General features: G+C 40.1%; 17 protein-coding genes and 1 riboswitch. Of the genes, 1 reads left to right on the top strand and 16 read right to left on the bottom strand.

Features of this window, described 5'->3' with window-relative positions:
- Positions 1-19 precede the first annotated feature (19 nt).
- A complete protein-coding gene (locus AC1DOS_RS02800) occupies positions 20-1753 on the bottom strand; it encodes an adenine deaminase C-terminal domain-containing protein (RefSeq protein ID WP_477536318.1) in 1734 nt (577 codons plus the stop codon).
- 189 nt (positions 1754-1942) lie between these two features.
- On the opposite strand from AC1DOS_RS02800, the gene AC1DOS_RS02805 reads away from it, so the two are divergent.
- Complete coding sequence (locus tag AC1DOS_RS02805) at positions 1943-2227, top strand: YgaP family membrane protein (RefSeq protein WP_477536319.1); 285 nt, start codon at positions 1943-1945, stop codon at positions 2225-2227.
- A gap of 422 nt (positions 2228-2649) precedes the next feature.
- Here AC1DOS_RS02805 and AC1DOS_RS02810 read toward each other — a convergent pair whose 3' ends face one another.
- The 15 genes from AC1DOS_RS02810 to AC1DOS_RS02880 form a co-directional block, all read right to left on the bottom strand.
- Positions 2650-3411 carry a class I SAM-dependent methyltransferase gene (locus tag AC1DOS_RS02810; RefSeq protein ID WP_477536320.1) on the bottom strand — a complete coding sequence of 254 codons (762 nt, stop codon included), beginning with the start codon at positions 3409-3411 and terminating at the stop codon, positions 2650-2652.
- 244 nt (positions 3412-3655) lie between these two features.
- Positions 3656-4912 carry a phosphoribosylamine--glycine ligase gene (gene purD / locus AC1DOS_RS02815; RefSeq protein WP_477536321.1) on the bottom strand — a complete coding sequence of 419 codons (1257 nt, stop codon included), beginning with the start codon at positions 4910-4912 and terminating at the stop codon, positions 3656-3658.
- A gap of 32 nt (positions 4913-4944) precedes the next feature.
- Positions 4945-6480 (bottom strand): bifunctional phosphoribosylaminoimidazolecarboxamide formyltransferase/IMP cyclohydrolase, encoded by a 1536-nt coding sequence (gene purH, locus AC1DOS_RS02820; protein WP_477536322.1) that lies wholly within the window; start codon positions 6478-6480, stop codon positions 4945-4947.
- Positions 6481-6638: 158 nt separating this feature from the next.
- Positions 6639-7211 (bottom strand): phosphoribosylglycinamide formyltransferase, encoded by a 573-nt coding sequence (gene purN, locus AC1DOS_RS02825; RefSeq protein ID WP_477536323.1) that lies wholly within the window; start codon positions 7209-7211, stop codon positions 6639-6641.
- A complete protein-coding gene (gene purM / locus AC1DOS_RS02830) occupies positions 7201-8265 on the bottom strand; it encodes a phosphoribosylformylglycinamidine cyclo-ligase (RefSeq protein ID WP_477536324.1) in 1065 nt (354 codons plus the stop codon). The genes purN and purM overlap by 11 nt, the downstream gene beginning before the upstream one ends.
- 12 nt (positions 8266-8277) lie before the next feature.
- Positions 8278-9699, bottom strand: coding sequence for an amidophosphoribosyltransferase (purF, locus tag AC1DOS_RS02835; RefSeq protein ID WP_477536325.1), 1422 nt, complete (start codon positions 9697-9699; stop codon positions 8278-8280).
- Positions 9675-11906 (bottom strand): phosphoribosylformylglycinamidine synthase subunit PurL, encoded by a 2232-nt coding sequence (purL, locus tag AC1DOS_RS02840; RefSeq protein ID WP_108587115.1) that lies wholly within the window; start codon positions 11904-11906, stop codon positions 9675-9677. Before purL ends, purF begins: the two co-directional genes overlap by 25 nt.
- Positions 11890-12576 (bottom strand): phosphoribosylformylglycinamidine synthase subunit PurQ, encoded by a 687-nt coding sequence (gene purQ / locus AC1DOS_RS02845; protein ID WP_108587116.1) that lies wholly within the window; start codon positions 12574-12576, stop codon positions 11890-11892. The genes purL and purQ overlap by 17 nt, the downstream gene beginning before the upstream one ends.
- Positions 12573-12827, bottom strand: coding sequence for a phosphoribosylformylglycinamidine synthase subunit PurS (gene purS, locus AC1DOS_RS02850; RefSeq protein WP_477536326.1), 255 nt, complete (start codon positions 12825-12827; stop codon positions 12573-12575). Before purS ends, purQ begins: the two co-directional genes overlap by 4 nt.
- Positions 12824-13540, bottom strand: a complete 717-nt coding sequence (gene purC, locus AC1DOS_RS02855; RefSeq protein WP_477536327.1) for a phosphoribosylaminoimidazolesuccinocarboxamide synthase — start codon at positions 13538-13540, stop codon at positions 12824-12826. The genes purS and purC overlap by 4 nt, the downstream gene beginning before the upstream one ends.
- 14 nt (positions 13541-13554) lie before the next feature.
- Complete coding sequence (gene purB / locus AC1DOS_RS02860; RefSeq protein WP_108587119.1) at positions 13555-14850, bottom strand: adenylosuccinate lyase; 1296 nt, start codon at positions 14848-14850, stop codon at positions 13555-13557.
- 12 nt (positions 14851-14862) lie between these two features.
- A complete protein-coding gene (purK, locus tag AC1DOS_RS02865) occupies positions 14863-15987 on the bottom strand; it encodes a 5-(carboxyamino)imidazole ribonucleotide synthase (protein ID WP_477536328.1) in 1125 nt (374 codons plus the stop codon).
- Positions 15984-16472, bottom strand: coding sequence for a 5-(carboxyamino)imidazole ribonucleotide mutase (gene purE, locus AC1DOS_RS02870; RefSeq protein WP_108587121.1), 489 nt, complete (start codon positions 16470-16472; stop codon positions 15984-15986). Before purE ends, purK begins: the two co-directional genes overlap by 4 nt.
- Positions 16473-16840: 368 nt before the next feature.
- Positions 16841-16941, bottom strand: a riboswitch (purine riboswitch).
- Positions 16942-17039: 98 nt separating this feature from the next.
- On the bottom strand, positions 17040-17228 hold the full coding sequence (locus AC1DOS_RS02875) for an NETI motif-containing protein (RefSeq protein WP_477536329.1): 189 nt from the start codon (positions 17226-17228) through the stop codon (positions 17040-17042).
- Positions 17225-17767: a DUF2179 domain-containing protein gene (locus AC1DOS_RS02880; protein WP_477536330.1), complete on the bottom strand. Its 543-nt coding sequence runs from the start codon at positions 17765-17767 to the stop codon at positions 17225-17227. The genes AC1DOS_RS02875 and AC1DOS_RS02880 overlap by 4 nt, the downstream gene beginning before the upstream one ends.
- Positions 17768-18172 lie beyond the last annotated feature (405 nt).

Genomic DNA, 18172 nt, shown 5'->3' on the forward strand with positions numbered 1-18172 from the left:
ACATCAACAGTAATTGACTTTAAGATCTCATAAATGATGGGAACAACACTGATTTTTTCATCACGTCGAAAATTCCGCGTTGGGTAATACGTACATACGGTAAATGCGTTGACTGTAAAAACAACAACGTATAAATTGCATCCCCATGTTTAAAGCCTCTATCGCTTAAAGCTTTTTTCAATGCGAGTTCTTGTTCAATCAAATCTTCTACTTTTTCATTTGACAAGCCTCCGCCAATACGAAGTGGAATGTGCACAACGACTTCATTATCCTCAACGAGAACAATGCCGCCTTTCAATCGTTTCATTTCATTGAATGCTACCAACATATCATGACGGTTTTTTCCAATGAGGATAATATCTCCCGTATTCGAGTAAGATGATGCAAAACCCTGCACGGATGTTGCAAAACCTTTAATCATCGTATTGACACGCCACTTACCATTGCGGTCCACAAGCATCAAAAAGCTCTCATCATGCTCTGTACTTAAACTTGCTTCACCCGTATAAATCGATACACTATATGGCTTCGTTATAACATCATTAATCATTTCAATTCCAAAAGGCATGGAGAACTCAAAATCACCATCATGTAAATCAAATGGTAACTCTAATTCGTCTAAAACAGACCAATCGATAGTAGGCAATTGCTGAACTTTTTTGCCATCTTTTTTCATCCATACTCCTTTTGACAACACACTTAACGGTACTGGATTACGTTCATTTTCCAAAAAGTTTAAAGAAGCAATTCGCCCTGTAGCAATAAAGCCATGTAAGCTCGTCATATTGTAATAGCGAGCTACATTGTAGGAAGCCATTTGATACGCATCAATAGGTTTAACTCCTGCATCAAGGGCTACTTGAATACATTTATCCATTACACCGTCGATATGAAACGAAGGTGTTGAGCCATCTGTTGTCATCATTAAGTGATCAAAAACATCCAAACCTTTTTCTACAATGCCTCTTAGTAAATGCGGTAAGTCCGGACGGATAGAAGAGTGTCTTAGTGTCACAGCATACCCATGTAACAAACGACGCTCAACTTCCTCAACTGTCATCGCTTCATGGTCACCATCACTGCCAAGTAATCGCATACGTGCCAATGTTTTTTCTGATGCGCCAGGAAAATGACCTTCCACTTTTTTGCCTTTCATTTTAGCTGATTGTAACCAGTACAACAGTTGATCATCACCAGCTAATAATCTTGGCCATCCAGTTAATTCACCACCCATTAATACTTCAGGGCGATCCAACCATTCACTAATCGATTTAGTAGTAAACAATTGTTCTTCGTTTTCAAGTTCTGTTTGAGAATCAAATCGAGCCCACCAATAAAAAGAAAATGGCAGTTCATTTAGTTGATCTAAAATTGTAAACGCTTTCTCATTTTCAAGTAATAAAAAGAGAATGAGATTGTCTGATAGAAAAGTAGTAGTACCTAATTGAGCTGCATAATCAGCAAATGATTGGGGATGATAAAGTTGAAATGGATGAACATGAGGTTCAATATAGCCTGGCACAATTACCTGTCCGCTTGCATCAATTATTTCTGCCTGAGTCGTATTCGTTGGCATCTCCGAACCTGCATACACAATGCGGTCTTTTGAAATCCAAATATTTCCTTCTACCCATTTTTTTAAAACACTATGCAAGTATGTAGCATTCACGATAATTTTGTCGGGACTCACTTTTCCATCAATCATACTAATTTGATGGCGAATCTCACCAATTTTCCATAAAGGGTGTTGCATGTTATCCATTCCCCTTTCACTAACAATGTTCTTTTTTTATCTGATTTCCTTTTAAATCATTTAATAAAAGACAGCAGCCTGCCCCGTTATGGCGACAAGCTGTGATTCCTTAATTTTAGCATATTCATTAAGTAAAATACAGACGGTATAAACACTTATTCGAAAATTCAGACAGGAGGAAACATAGAAATGACACAAACACAAAACATAAGTACGCGTAATGCACTTGCAAGACTTTCACTTGGACTTAGTATGCTCGCTTACGGAACAGCTAAACTTTCCCGCAACCCCCATTGCAACAAAGGTCGCTTGATGGTGGCACTTGGCGCCATGAAAGCAGCCGAAGGAACCGTTAAGTTTTGCCCACTTAAAGCCATGATGCAACAACAAGGCTTTATGGGCCAACCAGCTGGACCGGATGCCGGTAACTTAATAAAAGATCTCGCTGGACAAGGCATGTCGGTAACAACTTAAAGATTTTAGTTAGCGGATTATTGGTGACGGAATGGCGTGAATTTAGGTTAAGAGGTGTTTATTCCTGTTCGAATGGATTTATTCCATTTCGATGCTTTTTATTCCCATTCAATTACTGTTATTCCTTTTCAAACACTGTTTATTCCCTTTCGCCCAATAAATGACAAATAGACTGTTCCAAAATTACTTGGAGACAGTCTTTTTGGCTTTATTAAACCTTATTGATCTTGGCGTTTTGATAATAGGGCTATTATTATAGCTATAATCAATCCACTTACATTTACTACAGTTGTAACTTGATTATCCAAGATGAAAATATTTACTTTCGTAACGATAAATAAAAAGACAATCCTAATGTTTTTAAAGATTCTCCCGATTAAATTCAATAGACATTATGCTTAATAAGACAAAACACCTCGAAGTTACTTCCTCAATTTAAACACGATAAAATCACTACATCGAAAATCTTCCTCGAACGATGGGTATTTTTCTAGCATTTCTGAGGATGGTTTTGGTTCAACCAAACCTTCTAAAATAAAACCTGCTTCTGTTATCGCGTTAAAATAGCTCGTCAATGTTCTATGGAAAAACAACACTTTATCTGTTTGTCCTTGAGGGTAAGCTTGTTCGTAGACACCTTCATAAAAATACTTGTCAACTTTCCAATATAACTTCTCACCATCTTCACTTTTTTCCCAACCACTATCTGGTGTCACGAAACAAGGGTGTAATATTGAAAAGACAAAACTCCCTCCACTTTTCAACAATCGATACATCTCTTTAATTGCTGCTTTATAATTTTCAAGATCTTGAATCACCATATTGGATACGATTATGTCAAAGCTTTCATCATCTAGAAATTCTAATTTCTCGCAATTCCCATAATGGTATTTAATATTAAGCTCTTTAGGTGTTTTTTTCCGGGCTATGTCTAGCATGTTTTTAGAAAAGTCTACAGCTACTACGGACGCACCGGACTCGGCAAAGATTCTACTTAAATACCCTTCTCCACATCCAGCATCTAAAATATTCTTTTGTTTCACGTTTTCAACTAACTTAAATAAAGTTGGGTTGAGTAATACTTCTCTATGCAAATCCCCTTGTTCACTATAGTTTGCTGTTATGATTTCTGCGTTTTGATCCCATAATTTTATTGCTTCTTCTGTGCCCAACGAATTTTTCATAATGACACCCTCTTCTTTAATATCTATTAAACTAATTATTCCATATTATCTCATAATACCAAAATTAATGAAAATCTTTTGGTGAAAGTAAAAATCTTGAAGAATAAAAGTTTCTTATTTGTCATTATGGTCGCAATCTGCTTGATCCCTCTACACAAGAAAAAGACTCTACTAATCGACTATACAAAAATAGACATCCCATCACGAATGTAATGGGATGCCTATTTCTATTAATTCAAACTTGTTATTTCATTGCACGCCATCCGATATCGTGACGATAGAAGAATCCATCCCACTTCAAATCAGATAACGCTTTGTACACTTCGTTTTGGGCTTGTTGTAAGGTTGAAGATTTTGCAGTTACCAAAATCACACGCCCACCGTTGCCAATAAATTGACCATCTACCTCTTTTGTTCCCGCATGGAATACTTGTAAATCTCCATTAAGCTTCGTTAAATCAGGCAATTTATCTCCCTTTTCAACCTTTTCTGGATAACCATCTGCAGCAATCACAACACCTAGAATTTCATCATCCGACCATTTCAATTCAAATGGCTTTTCATCAAGAATGGCCATCATCAAGTCGCCAAAGTCTGAAGCCATCCGTGGCAACACAACTTGTGTTTCAGGATCGCCGAATCGTGCATTAAATTCGATTACTTTCGGCCCTTCATCTGTCAAAATTAATCCTGCATATAAGATTCCTGTAAACGGTGTTCCTTCAGTTGTCATCGCTTTTACGGTTGGTAAGACGATTGAGTCGTATGCTTGTTGAACGACTTCTTCCGAAATATGAGGAACTGGCGAATAAGCTCCCATTCCACCCGTATTCGGACCTCGGTCTCCGTCATATGCACGTTTGTGATCTTGGGCAATGACCATTKGGTAAATTTGTCCGTTATGTACAAATGACATATAGGAAAATTCTTCGCCATCTAGGAAAGCTTCAATGACAACACGTGAAGACGAATCACCAAACTTTTGATTGCCAATCATGTCTTCGACAGAATTAATTGCTTCTTCCAAAGACATTGCAACTACGACGCCTTTACCAGCAGCGAGTCCGTCAGCTTTGACCACAATTGGTGCGCCCATTTTTCGGATATATGCTTTCGCTTCATTTACATCTGTAAATGTTTCATATGCAGCTGTTGGGATATTATATTTTTTCATCAATTCTTTTGCGAATGATTTACTGCCTTCAATTTGAGCAGCCGCTTTCGTAGGTCCGAAAATTCGTAACCCTTCCGCTTCAAAATAATCAACAATTCCCGCAGCAAGAGGTTGTTCAGGTCCAACAAACGTTAAATCAATGGCATTTTCTTGAACGAACGCAACCAGCATTTGAAATTCCAACGCGTCAATAGCTACACATGTTGCATCGCTTTTCATTCCATCATTGCCTGGCGCCACAAACACTTCAGTTACAGATGGAGAGTTTTTAAATTGACGTACAATGGCATGTTCACGCCCGCCACTACCAATCACAAGTACTTTCATCTAGAAAACCTCCTTAATATATGTGTAACGTTTTAGTGTTTAAAATGACGTACGCCTGTAAACACCATCGCAATTCCATATTCATTAGCTTTTTGAATTGAATCTTCATCTTTTACCGAGCCACCAGGTTGAATAATCGCAGTAATTCCAGCTTTTGCAGCCGTTTCAACTGTATCATTCATTGGGAAAAAGGCGTCTGAAGCAAGTGATGCACCTTGTGCTTTGTCTGCTGCTTGTTCTAACGCGATCTTCGCAGCTCCTACTCGGTTCATTTGACCAGCACCAACACCAAGTGTCATCTGTGCATCTGTGACAACAATTGCATTAGATTTCACGTGTTTAACAACGCCCCAACCAAGCTTAAGAGCAGCCCATTCTTCTTCCGTTGGTTCGCGATCAGTCACAACACGCACATCTGCTTCCGCAAAACCATATGCGTCAGGTTGTTGAAGCAATAAGCCGCCTTCAATTGACACCGTGTTCCATTTATCTTTTTTGCTTTGTTCAAATGGAATGGTTAATAATCGAATGTTCTTCTTCTTGGTTAAAATAGCTAATGCTTCTTCGGTAAATGCAGGAGCTAAAATAATTTCTAAGAAAATGCCTGAAAGTTGTTCAGCTGTTTGAGCGTCAACTTCACGATTTAACGCAACGATGCCCCCGAAAATAGACATGCTATCTGCTTCGTAAGCTTTACCGAATGCTTCAGCAATTGTTTCACCTATTCCAACGCCACATGGGTTCATGTGTTTAACAGCTACCGCAGCTGGAAGCTCAAATTCTTTAACGATTTGAATCGCTGCATTGGCATCTTGTATGTTGTTGTATGAAAGTTCTTTGCCATGTAGTTGTTGTGCAGATGCAATCGAGAAATCAGATCCAAGTGCACGTTTATAGAACGCTGCTTTTTGATGTGGATTTTCTCCGTAGCGAAGCTCTTGTTTTAATTCGTATGTAAATGTAACTTGTTCTGGGAATTCTTCACCAGCTAGTTCTGTTAAATAACCCGAAATATACGCGTCGTAAGAAGCTGTATGACGGAAAACTTTTGCCGCTAAACGACGTCTAGTTTCCATTGTTGTTTTACCTTCAGCTTGAAGTTCTTCTAAAACAGCTGGGTAATCTGTAGCATCTGTAATGACTGTTACATAAGCATGGTTTTTCGCAGACGCACGCAACATCGCTGGTCCACCAATATCAATATTTTCAATCGCATCTTCAGCAGTAACATTTGGTTTAGAAATAGTCTCACGGAAAGGATATAAGTTGACACAAACAACGTCGATTGGCTTGATGCCATGTTCATACATTTGCGCTTGATGATTTTCATCATCAGGTATAGCTAGAAGTCCTCCGTGAATCATTGGATTCAATGTTTTTACACGTCCACCTAATATTTCTGGAAACCCAGTTACTTCATCGACAGGAGTAATCGTCACACCATTTTTTTGCAAATATGCTTTTGTTCCACCTGTTGATAAAATTTCGTATCCTAATGTTTCTAACTCTTTTGCGAATTCTAGAATTCCTGATTTGTCTGACACACTAATAAGCGCACGTTTTTCCACGGGAAAATCCTCCTCTTATTGAAAAGCGTAAAGCATCAGCACAACTGCGAGCTGGCGCTTGTAGCTAGACATAGCAATCAAAAGCCGCTGGTAAGGAACGAAGGCTAAGAACACGACATCGTTTCTCGACGCCTTCGTGACCCACATCCTGTGGTCCTCTAACGGCTCCATAATTGCTGTAACGTTTTAGTATAGAGTTCATGTTCGACTGCGTGAATGCGTTGTTCTGTCTTTTCGCGGTCACCGTCAACGACTTCAACGGCTTGTTGCGATAAAATTTTGCCAGTGTCCATACCAGCGTCTACGAAATGTACGGTAACACCTGTCACTTTAACGTCATGAGCTAACGCTTGGCCAATGGCATCTTTACCTGGGAATGAAGGTAAAAGCGAAGGATGAATGTTAACAATTTTGTTTGGAAATTCAGCCAGTAGAGTATCGCCAATTAACCGCATGTAGCCTGCTAAAACTAACCATTCCACTTCCAGCTGTTGCAGCTCCTGCAAAATTGCTGTCTCGTAAGCGACTTTAGAATCAAAGTCTTTTGGACGAAAAGCTATTACGGACACATCTAATGCAGTTGCTCTTTCCACCGCATATGCTTGTGGTTTATCTGTCACAACTGCTACGATATCGGCATCTAAATCGCCTGCTATTGCGGCATCCGCGATGACTTGAAAATTACTTCCACTCCCAGAGGCAAAAATCGCCACCTTTGGCTTATTGCTCATCTGTTAAACTCCCATCGTGAGAGCCAGTGAATTGAACACCTTCACCCTGCACAACGCGACCAATTACGTACGCATTTTCACCGTTTTGTACGGCAATTTTAATCGCTTGCTCCGCTTGTTCTTCTGGAAGCGCTATGACAAAGCCAATTCCCATATTAAAGACACTATATAAATCACGGTCAGCTAATGATCCTTTTTCTTTCAACATTGAAAACACCGGTAATATTGGCCATGAACCTAAATCAATTTCCACACCTAAATCAGCAGGCATCATACGAGGTAAGTTTTCGTAAAAACCGCCACCTGTTACGTGAGCCATGCCATGAACGTCTAGCTCCTCATGTATTGCTAATACTGGCTTTGCGTAAATTTTTGTTGGTTCTAGTAATGCTTTCCCAATGCTGCCTAAATGTTCATAGCCTGCAACATACGAATCGATTTCATAGCCTTGATCGGCAAATACGATTTTTCGTACAAGAGAAAAACCGTTTGAATGAATACCACTTGAAGCAAGTCCTACAAGGACATCGCCTGTTTGAATATGTTCACCTGTAACGATATTCGACTTCTCTGCAACACCGACTGCAAACCCAGCCACATCATATTCATCCACTTCATAAAGACCAGGCATTTCAGCTGTTTCCCCGCCGATAAGAGCTGCACCAGCTTGAACGCAACCATCTGCAACACCTTTGACAATTTGCTCAATCTTTTCAGGTAGCGCTTGTCCAACTGCTAAATAATCAAGGAAAAATAGTGGTTCTGCGCCTTGAGCTACGATGTCATTGACACACATAGCTACGCAATCGATGCCGATTGTATCGTGCGTATCGGTCATAAATGCTAATTTTAATTTGGTGCCGACTCCATCTGTACCGGAAATCAATACGGGTTCTTTATAATCGAGTGACGACAAGTCAAACATGCCACCAAAACCGCCGAATGCTCCCATTATGCCTTTGCGTGCTGTGCGATCAACATGAGATTTCATTCTCTTTACAGCCTCATAGCCCGCTTCAATATTTACACCAGCTTGTTCGTATGCTTTTGACATCCATGTCGCCCCCTATCGTGACAATTCTTTTTGATGCGGTAAAATGGTATCTGGGAAAATCTCTGTTGGATAATTATTCGTAAAGCAAGCCAAACAGTGCCCAGCTTCAGGTCCTTCATCCGTTCGGCCAATTGCGCGAACCATGCCTTCAACTGATAGGAAAGTAAGTGAATCTGCGCCAATTAATACGCGCATTTCTTCAATGCTATTATTTGCGGCAATCAGTTCTTCACTTGAACTGATATCGATGCCGTAAAAACAAGGATTTTTAATAGGCGGAGAACTGATTACTACATGTACTTCAGTCGCTCCCGCTTCTTTTAACAAAGTGACAATACGTCTAGACGTCGTCCCTCGAACAATAGAATCATCAACCATCACGACACGTTTGCCATTCACTACTTGGCGTACAGGAGACAATTTCATCTTCACTCCGCGTTCGCGTAAGTCTTGAGAAGGCTGAATAAACGTTCGTCCTACGTAACGGTTCTTAATTAATCCTAATTCATAAGGAATACCTGTCGCTTCTGAGAAACCAATAGCAGCTGAAATACTCGAGTCTGGAACACCAGTCACAACATCTGCTTCAATTTCTACTTCTTTCGCCAGCTCTTTCCCTAAACGTTTTCGAGCAGTATGAATATTAATTCCATCAATATCAGAATCGGGACGTGAGAAATAAACATATTCCATCGTACAGATCGCACGTTTCGCAGGGAAAGCAAAACGGTCTACTTTCATTCCTTCATCGTTTATTACGAGGAATTCTCCTGGTTCAATTGAACGGATGTATTCTGCCCCAATAAGATCGAATGCACATGTTTCAGATGCAACAACCCACGCATCTCCTAATTTCCCTAGTGAAAGTGGTCGCAATCCGTTCGGATCTAGTGCAACCGTCATTTCGTCTTCCGTCATCATAACGCATGCATAGGCACCTTTTAGAAGTGATAATGCATTTTTTGCGCGTTGTTCAAACGTTGCGTAGCCACTTTTTTTAATTAAATGGGCTAAAACTTCTGTATCGGAAGAGGTCTGGAATATGCTTCCTTGACGCTCTAAATGTTTTTTCAAGTGATTGGCATTCACCAAATTCCCATTGTGGGCAATCGCTAAACTACCCGTAGACGAACGGAACAAAAGTGGTTGTACATTTTCAATTCCGCTTCCGCCTGCTGTTGCATAACGTACATGGCCAATCGCGCCACTACCTTTTAGATGGTCAAGCTTACCCGTACTAAATACTTCACTCACAAGACCTTCACCTTTTACCGCTTGAAGTGTTTTACCGTCAGTTACGACGATTCCTGCACCTTCTTGTCCGCGATGTTGCAAAGCATGCAATCCATAATAAGTGATTTGTGCTGCATTCGGGTCACCCCAAATTCCAAAAACGCCACACTCTTCGTTTAACCCTCTGAGTTCAGCAAGCATGGAATTGCTCCTTTCCAAGCAGATCGGAATTCCTCAACAGAACCTGATACCCACTCTTCGCCATGTTCATTTCGAATGATGACGGACGTATCTGATGTGACTGTACCAATCTTCACTGCATCTTTAACGATTTCTTCGAAAGCTTCTGAATGTTGTTCTTTTACAGTAACAATGAAACGCGATTGTGATTCACTGAATAAAGCAGTAATCGCTGAACCAGAGATCGTCACGTCTACACCAAGATTTTGTACGCCAAACGTTTTCTCGGCTAATGCAACTGCAAATCCACCTTCTGCAATATCATGAGCAGATGCAACTTTTCCTGCTTGAATCGCTTGTAAAAGTGCGTCTTGGCGAGCTACTTCTACATCTAAATTAATCGAAGGTGCTTTACCGAAGATACGACCTTCTACCATTTTTTGTAACTCACTGCCACCAAATTCAGTCATCGTTTCTCCGATTACATAAACAAAGTCGCCTGCTTCTTTCACATCTTGCGTTGTAACATGTGATAAGTCTTCAACTAAACCAACTAAACCAATGGTCGGTGTTGGATAGACAGCCACTCCGCTGCGCTCATTGTAAAGTGATACGTTCCCACCGATAACTGGAGATTCAAGAGCAAGACAAGCAGCAGCCATTCCATCAGCTGACTTTTCTATCTGCCAGAAAATCTCTGGGTTTTCCGGATTCCCGAAGTTTAAACAATCTGTAATTGCTAATGGTTTAGCTCCTGAACAAACAACGTTACGTGCAGCTTCTGCCACCGCAATTTTACCGCCAGTTTCTGGATCCAAATAAATATAACGAGAATTACAATCTGTTGTCATCGCTAACCCTTTATTCGTTCCACGAACACGAACGACTGCTGCATCTGATCCAGGCGTTACTACAGTGCTTGTACGCACTTGATAATCGTATTGATCGTAAACCCATTCTTTTGATGCAATGGTCGGTTGTTTTAATAAGTTCATTAATGTTTCTTTATAGTCAGCGACTTGCGGTTCAACATTTTCCATCGCTTGATATTGTGTGTAATAAGCAGGAACACTAGAAGTTTTATAATAAACCGGCGCTTCTTCTGCCAAAGCATCTGCAGGAACATTTGCCACGACTTCACCTTTATGAAGTAAACGAAGCATTTTGTCGTCAGTTACTACACCAACAGCCACTGCATCTAAATCATATTTCTCGAATAACACTTCGATTTCAGCTTCGCGTCCTTTTGTTACTACTATTAACATACGTTCTTGCGATTCAGATAACATCATTTCGTAAGCAGTCATTCCTGTTTCGCGTTGAGGAACTGCATCCAAATTCATCTCAATACCGAATCCAGCTTTAGATGCCATTTCAGCTGCAGAAGACGTTAATCCAGCTGCTCCCATATCTTGAATACCAACAAGTGCGTCTGATTTTACAAGTTCCAAACAAGCTTCAAGTAATAGTTTCTCCATAAATGGATCTCCAACTTGAACGGCTGGACGTTTTTCTTCCGATGCTTCACTTAATTCTTCAGAAGCAAATGTTGCCCCATGAATGCCATCGCGGCCAGTTTTAGCTCCAACATACATCACCGTATTGCCAACACCTGAAGCGATACCTTTTTGGATGTCTTTATGATCGATTAAACCAACACACATCGCGTTCACTAATGGGTTTCCAGCATAACAATCATCAAACTGTACTTCTCCACCTACAGTTGGAATACCGATACAGTTACCGTATCCAGCTATCCCTGCAACCACTTCTTCAAATAAATAACGAACACGTGGGCTTGTTAATTCACCGAAACGAAGTGAATTTAACATAGCAATCGGACGTGCTCCCATTGAGAAAACATCACGAATGATCCCACCTACACCTGTTGCCGCTCCTTGATAAGGTTCGATAGCAGATGGATGATTGTGCGATTCCATTTTAAACACAACAGCTTGTCCATCCCCAATATCTACAATTCCTGCACCTTCACCAGGGCCTTGTAATACGCGTGGACCAGTCGTTGGGAACTTACGTAAAATAGGTTTTGAGTTTTTATATGAACAATGTTCCGACCACATAACCGAAAACAAACCAGTTTCAGTATAGTTTGGTTGACGTCCTAAAATCTTTTCAACCATTTCAAACTCTGAATCAGACATACCCATTTGACCGTATAGTTTTTGTTCTTTAATTTGTTGAGGATTTGGTTCAAGCATGACTGACATGTGATTCCCTCCACTGTTTAACGATAGATTTGAATAGTGCTAAACCGTCCGTGCCACCAATTAATTCATGAACAGCACGTTCTGGATGAGGCATCATCCCTAAGACATTCCCTCGTTCGTTGATAATCCCTGCAATATCTTCTACACTGCCATTAGGATTATCGTTTGTGTATGTGAACACAATTTGATTGTTCGCTTTTAATGAAGCAAGTGTTTCTGCATCACATGTATAGTTTCCTTCGCCATGTGCTACCGGAATATTAATTACTTGCCCCTTTGCATAGTCACTTGTAAATAGTGTGTTGTTATTTTCAACAGTCAATTCAATCGTGCGACACATGAATTTTAAATTTTTATTGCGAATTAACGCACCAGGTAATAGTCCAGCTTCGGTTAAAATTTGGAATCCATTACAAATGCCAAGAACTGGTTTACCAGCATCAGCTGCTTTTTTTACTTCATTCATTACATTGGAGAATTGAGCAATTGCACCACAACGTAAGTAATCTCCATAAGAGAACCCACCTGGTAAAAGAATGCCATCATAACCACTCAAATCTTTCGTATCATGCCATACATACTCTGCTTCTTCACCCAGCTCGTCTTTGATCGCGTGATACATATCTAAATCACAGTTCGATCCTGGGAATACGAGGACTGCAAACTTCATTTGCTCACAGCCTCCTCGACATCGTATCGATAATCTTCAATCACTGTGTTCGTTAATAATTTTTCACACATTTCTCTAACAATCACGTCTAACTCTCGTTCAGAGTCGTCCACTTGAAGTTCTAAGTATTTTCCAATGCGCACATCAGCGACTTCGTCATAGCCCATCGTGTGAAGGGCCCCCATGACTGCTGTACCTTGTGGGTCTAATACGCTTTCGCGAAGTGTTACATAGATTTTTACTTTTTTCATTGTGTAAGTCCTCCTAGACGGGATAGTATGATTTCGTATGCATCTGTTAATTGTCCTAAATCTCTGCGGAACACGTCTTTGTCTAACTTTTGTTTTGTTTTCTCGTCCCATAAACGGCACGTATCAGGTGAAATTTCATCAGCAAGTAAGACATTTCCTGCTTCATCGCGGCCATATTCAAGTTTGAAGTCTACTAAAATTACGCCGATTTCTTTAAAGAATTTCGTCAATACTTTATTCACATGAAGACTTTTTTCATAAAGAGCTTTCACTTCATCTTGTGATGCAATATTCAACAACTCAATATGCTCTTCATTAATTAGTGGATCGCCAAGGTCGTCGTCTTTGTAGTAAAACTCAACAATCGGACGCGCAAGTTCTACTCCTTCGACAAGTCCTAAACGCTTTGCCAAACTACCTGCAGCCACTTGACGCACGACAACTTCAATAGGAATGATGTCGACTTTTTTCACTAACTGCTCATGATCTGATAATTGTTCAACGAAATGTGACTCAATGCCTGACTCTTTCAGTTTTTCGAAAAGTAAAGAGGTGATTCGGTTATTTAACGTACCTTTTCCAGCAATTTCAGCTTTCTTTTCACCGTTAAACKCAGTTGCACTGTCCTTATATTCCACAAAAAGAATATCTTCTTTGTCTGTTGCGTATAGTCGTTTCGCCTTACCTTCATACAAAAGTTGACCTTTTTCCACGTGTATTCCCCCGATTAATTTAGTCCGAGACGTTCGAAAATCATGTCTACATGCTGGATGTGATAGTTATAGTCAAAGCAATCATCTAATTCTTCTTTAGTTAAGTATGATGTGATTTTCTCGTTCTTTTCAACAACACCTCGGAAGGCAATTTGGTTTTCCCATGCTTCCATTGCACATGGTTGTACGGTATCGTACGCCTCTTCACGAGCTAACCCTTTGTCAATTAAGCCTAGTAGTACTCGTTGTGAGTAAATCAAGCCAAGTGTGCTATCCATGTTGCGTTTCATGTTTTCAGGGAACACCGTTAAGTTTTTAATAATATTTCCGAAACGGTTCAACATGTAATTTAAAGCGATTGTCGCGTCTGGTAAAATGACACGTTCTGCTGATGAATGTGAAATATCACGTTCATGCCATAATGGCACGTTTTCATAAGCTGTTAACATGTAACCACGAATCAATCGTGCAAGTCCTACCATATTCTCAGAACCGATAGGATTACGTTTATGTGGCATTGCTGAAGATCCCTTTTGACCTTTTCCAAACGATTCTTCTACTTCACGAGTTTCTGACTTTTGCAAGCCACGAACTTCTGTTGCAAATTTCTCAACAGACGTTGCGATTAACGCCAGTGTGCTCATATATTGTGCATGGCGATCACGTTGTAATGTTTGAGTCGAAATCGGTGATGCTGCGATTCCTAAGTTGTCACACACATATTTTTCTACGAAAGGATCGATGTTTGCATATGTTCCAACTGCTCCAGACATTTTGCCTGTTTCAATTGATTTTGCAGCCGCTTCAAATCGTTCTACGTTACGTTTCATTTCTTCATGCCATAATGCTAGTTTCAAGCCAAATGTTGTTGGCTCTGCGTGCACACCATGTGTACGACCCATCATAACTGTAAATTTATGTTCTTTTGCTTTGGTTGCTAATATCTCAACAAAATTGTTCAGGTCCTTGCGAAGAATTTCATTTGCTTGCTTGATGATATATGAAAGAGCCGTATCAACGACGTCAGTAGAAGTTAAACCATAATGAACCCATTTGCGTTCTTCGCCAAGTGTTTCAGATACAGCACGTGTAAAAGCTACTACATCGTGACGTGTTTCTTCTTCAATTTCTAAAATTCGATTTACATCAAAAGAAGCATTTGCACGAATTTTTGCGACGTCTTCTTTAGGAATATCGCCAAGTTCAGCCCAAGCTTCACAAGCTAAAATTTCAACTTCTAACCAAGCTTGGTATTTGTTTTGTTCAGTCCAAATTGCTCCCATTTCCGGGCGTGTGTAACGTTCTATCATGTAGTTCTCCTTCTATTCTGACCAAATGCCAGAATGCTTAATTTCGTCTAGTGTCTTATTTACATCATTCGTCAAAATGGTAACATGCCCCATTTTACGTTTCGTCTTTGCTTCTTCTTTTCCATATAAGTGTATGGACCAATCTGGATATTTTGAAATTACGTTTGATAAAGGAACAACATGTTCCCCCAGTACATTTACCATCACAGTAGGTTGGTGCAGCGCTGGTTTGCGAAGTGGCCATCCACAAATCGCACGGACATGTTGGTGAAACTGAGAAATCGTACTTCCTTCAATTGAATAGTGACCAGAATTGTGAGGACGCGGTGCTAACTCGTTAATCACCAGCGTGTCATCTTTTAACACAAACATTTCAACTGCCAATGTTCCAACTAGTTGTAAATGATCAGCGATTTGTTCTGCTGCCTTAGTAGCTTGTGTAATAACTGTTTCAGATACTCGGGCAGGTACGATTGTTTCATGCAATATATGGTCCATATGAATATTCTCACCAACAGGGAGACAAAATGTTTCGCCGTTTCCATTACGCTGGACGATAACTGAAATTTCTTTAGTGAAAGGTACGAATGCTTCTGCAATACATGCACCATGTTCAAACAATGGTTCTGCTTGCTTCATATCTGCTTTCGAATGTAACTTTACTTGACCTTTGCCATCATACCCACCAAATGCTGTCTTGACGATACAAGGAAATCCAACTTCATCAATCTTTGCATTGAGTTCAATATGGCTTGTAGCGACAACATAGTTCGCAACCGGAACGCCTGCTTTCCGAATTTCAGCTTTCTCAGTAATTCTATTTTGCGTAATTCGAACAAGGTCTGCACCTTGAGGAACATAGGCAATTTCAGCAAGTCGTTTCAGACCTTCATAGTCGATATTTTCAAACTCGTACGTAATCACATCGCTTACTTCAGCCAGTTCTTCTAAAGCAGTTTCATCATTATAAGGTGCAACAATTTGAATATCAGAAACTTGTCCGCACGGAGATTCCATATTCGGGTCTAATACAGCTATTTTAAATCCGGCTTCTTTTGCAGCCAAAGCCATCATTCTACCTAATTGACCGCCACCAATAATCCCGATTGTCTGACCTGGATAAATGGTTTTTGTCATATTAAATCACCATTGCTTTCAAAAACTTTAACTTTTGTCGCTTCTCGTCGTAAATCTAAGTTGTGCGCGAGTGTTTGATCTGACATTGCTAACATTTGAGCAGCAAGTAACCCTGCATTTGTAGCACCCGCTTTTCCAATCGCCACTGTGGCAACTGGAACACCACCGGGCATTTGAACGATAGACAATAATGAATCCAATCCATTTAAAGCTTTAGTTTGTATCGGAACACCTATTACCGGTAATGTCGTTTTTGAAGCAACCATTCCAGGTAAATGCGCGGCTCCACCTGCACCAGCCACAATCACTTGAATTCCTCTAGCACGTGCCGTGTTGGCATATTCAAACATTAAGTCTGGCGTTCTATGTGCAGACACCACTTTTTTCTCATAAGGGACTTGCAATTCATCTAATATGTCGCATGTATGTTTCATTGTTTCCCAATCACTTGAGCTTCCCATGATAACGCCAATTTTTGGATTCATTGAAAATCTCTCCTTTTATAGAAAAGCGTAAAGCGTTTATTTAGCAAGACAACGGTGCTGGAAAATCCGAATCGGAAACAGGTTTCCGAATGAGTTTAGGAAGGAAGGCTAATTACGCGACATCGTACTCCTGCGGTTACTCGTCGCAAAATGCAGTGCTAAGAATTCTTTTGGCGACGCATTCATGACCCACAACCTGTGGTCCCAAGCTTAAGTGCTTGCTAGCGCTTGTAGCTAGACATTTACAACATAAAAATCCCCAAATAAACTGCTCACTATGCATGAAAAGCAGTTTACTTGAGGACTCTAAAGAAACTTGGGTATGATTGGCTGATAAAAGCATTGCAGTCTCACATCCTTCGTTTCATCCAAAAGTTGCTTTCCCGCATAGTCCGGTCATTAACGGTGACCTGGTAGAGACGCTAAAGCCAATTCTTTAGCATATATGGGGATATTCGATGTTTCTATATTCATATTTTAACAAGAACATTGTCGAGAGTCAACGAAAAATGACGAACAATAATATTTAAGGGAACAATAATGTTCGGCTTTTAGACCATTTTATGGTTACTCCAAGATGTACGTACCTTTAAATTGTATGATTTGGCGAATCGGAACAATTTCACCATTCACTTCTTGAAACACAGGTTCTTCCCTACGCCCAGTCGGCATATAGCCTTCCGTCTGCATACGATTCAAACAATCATCGATCGTCTCATTCTCTTCCACTTCAAACCAGACTGTCTTTTTCTTCATTTAAATAGCTTTCCTTTCCTTACAGTTTTAACCCAGAACCCACCATGAATAGCCTTCGGTTCATACGCAATAATAAAAGCTTTAGGATCCAACTCTTTTATCGTTGCATATAATTTCAACTCATACTTACGAGGCGTTAATATTTGCATGGCTTTGCGATTACCTTCTAGGCCATTCGCTTCCCAATCTGTCACACCATATCCTTTTTCTCGCAATAATCGTGGCAAAGTTCTATTCTCTTCAGTTGTAATCACATTTACCGTAATATATCCTAGGGCCATCTTTTCTTCAATCTTCGTTCCAATAATGACGCCTGTTCCGTAACCAACTGCGTAAGCCACTAGATTTTGAATCTCATTCAAGTTATCTAAAACCAGCCCAAGACCTACTACATAAATAACGACTTCAACTGTACTAAGTAACGCAGCAAGATAGCGATACCCTTTTAGCGTCATAATCATACGCACTGTAAAAAACGAAACGTACACAATATTTATACTAAATATAATCAACATCATTAAAAGTGCATCTGTACTCATTGCATTCTTCCCTTCATTCTTAAAGCATTAAGCCCTTATCTTATTAGAGTAGCAAAGAGAATACAAGGGATTCATAATAAAAAGAAATTGTCCCCTTATTTATAGTTTCACTAATTTTAAATAATGAAACATTTGAAGATTTTTCGCTCGAACTAGGGATTTATTCCTCAAATTATTCAAGATATACTTCGAACCGGTGTTTAGTTGTGAAAATTGAGAGCTTGTGACAGTTACCTCGTTTCTCGGGTATGGAATACGCTCCGAGTCTCGCCCCCTCGTTTCCTCGAACTCTTTGTTCCTCCTCTTTCTCGCACACCTTCGACTCCATAGAAAAAAATGAACACAAAAAAACCAGTACCTWTCGGTACCGGTTTCCTAGTTGCCTAGCGACGTCCTACTCTTGCA

The organism is Paenisporosarcina sp. P5_A11 (assembly GCF_056400705.1).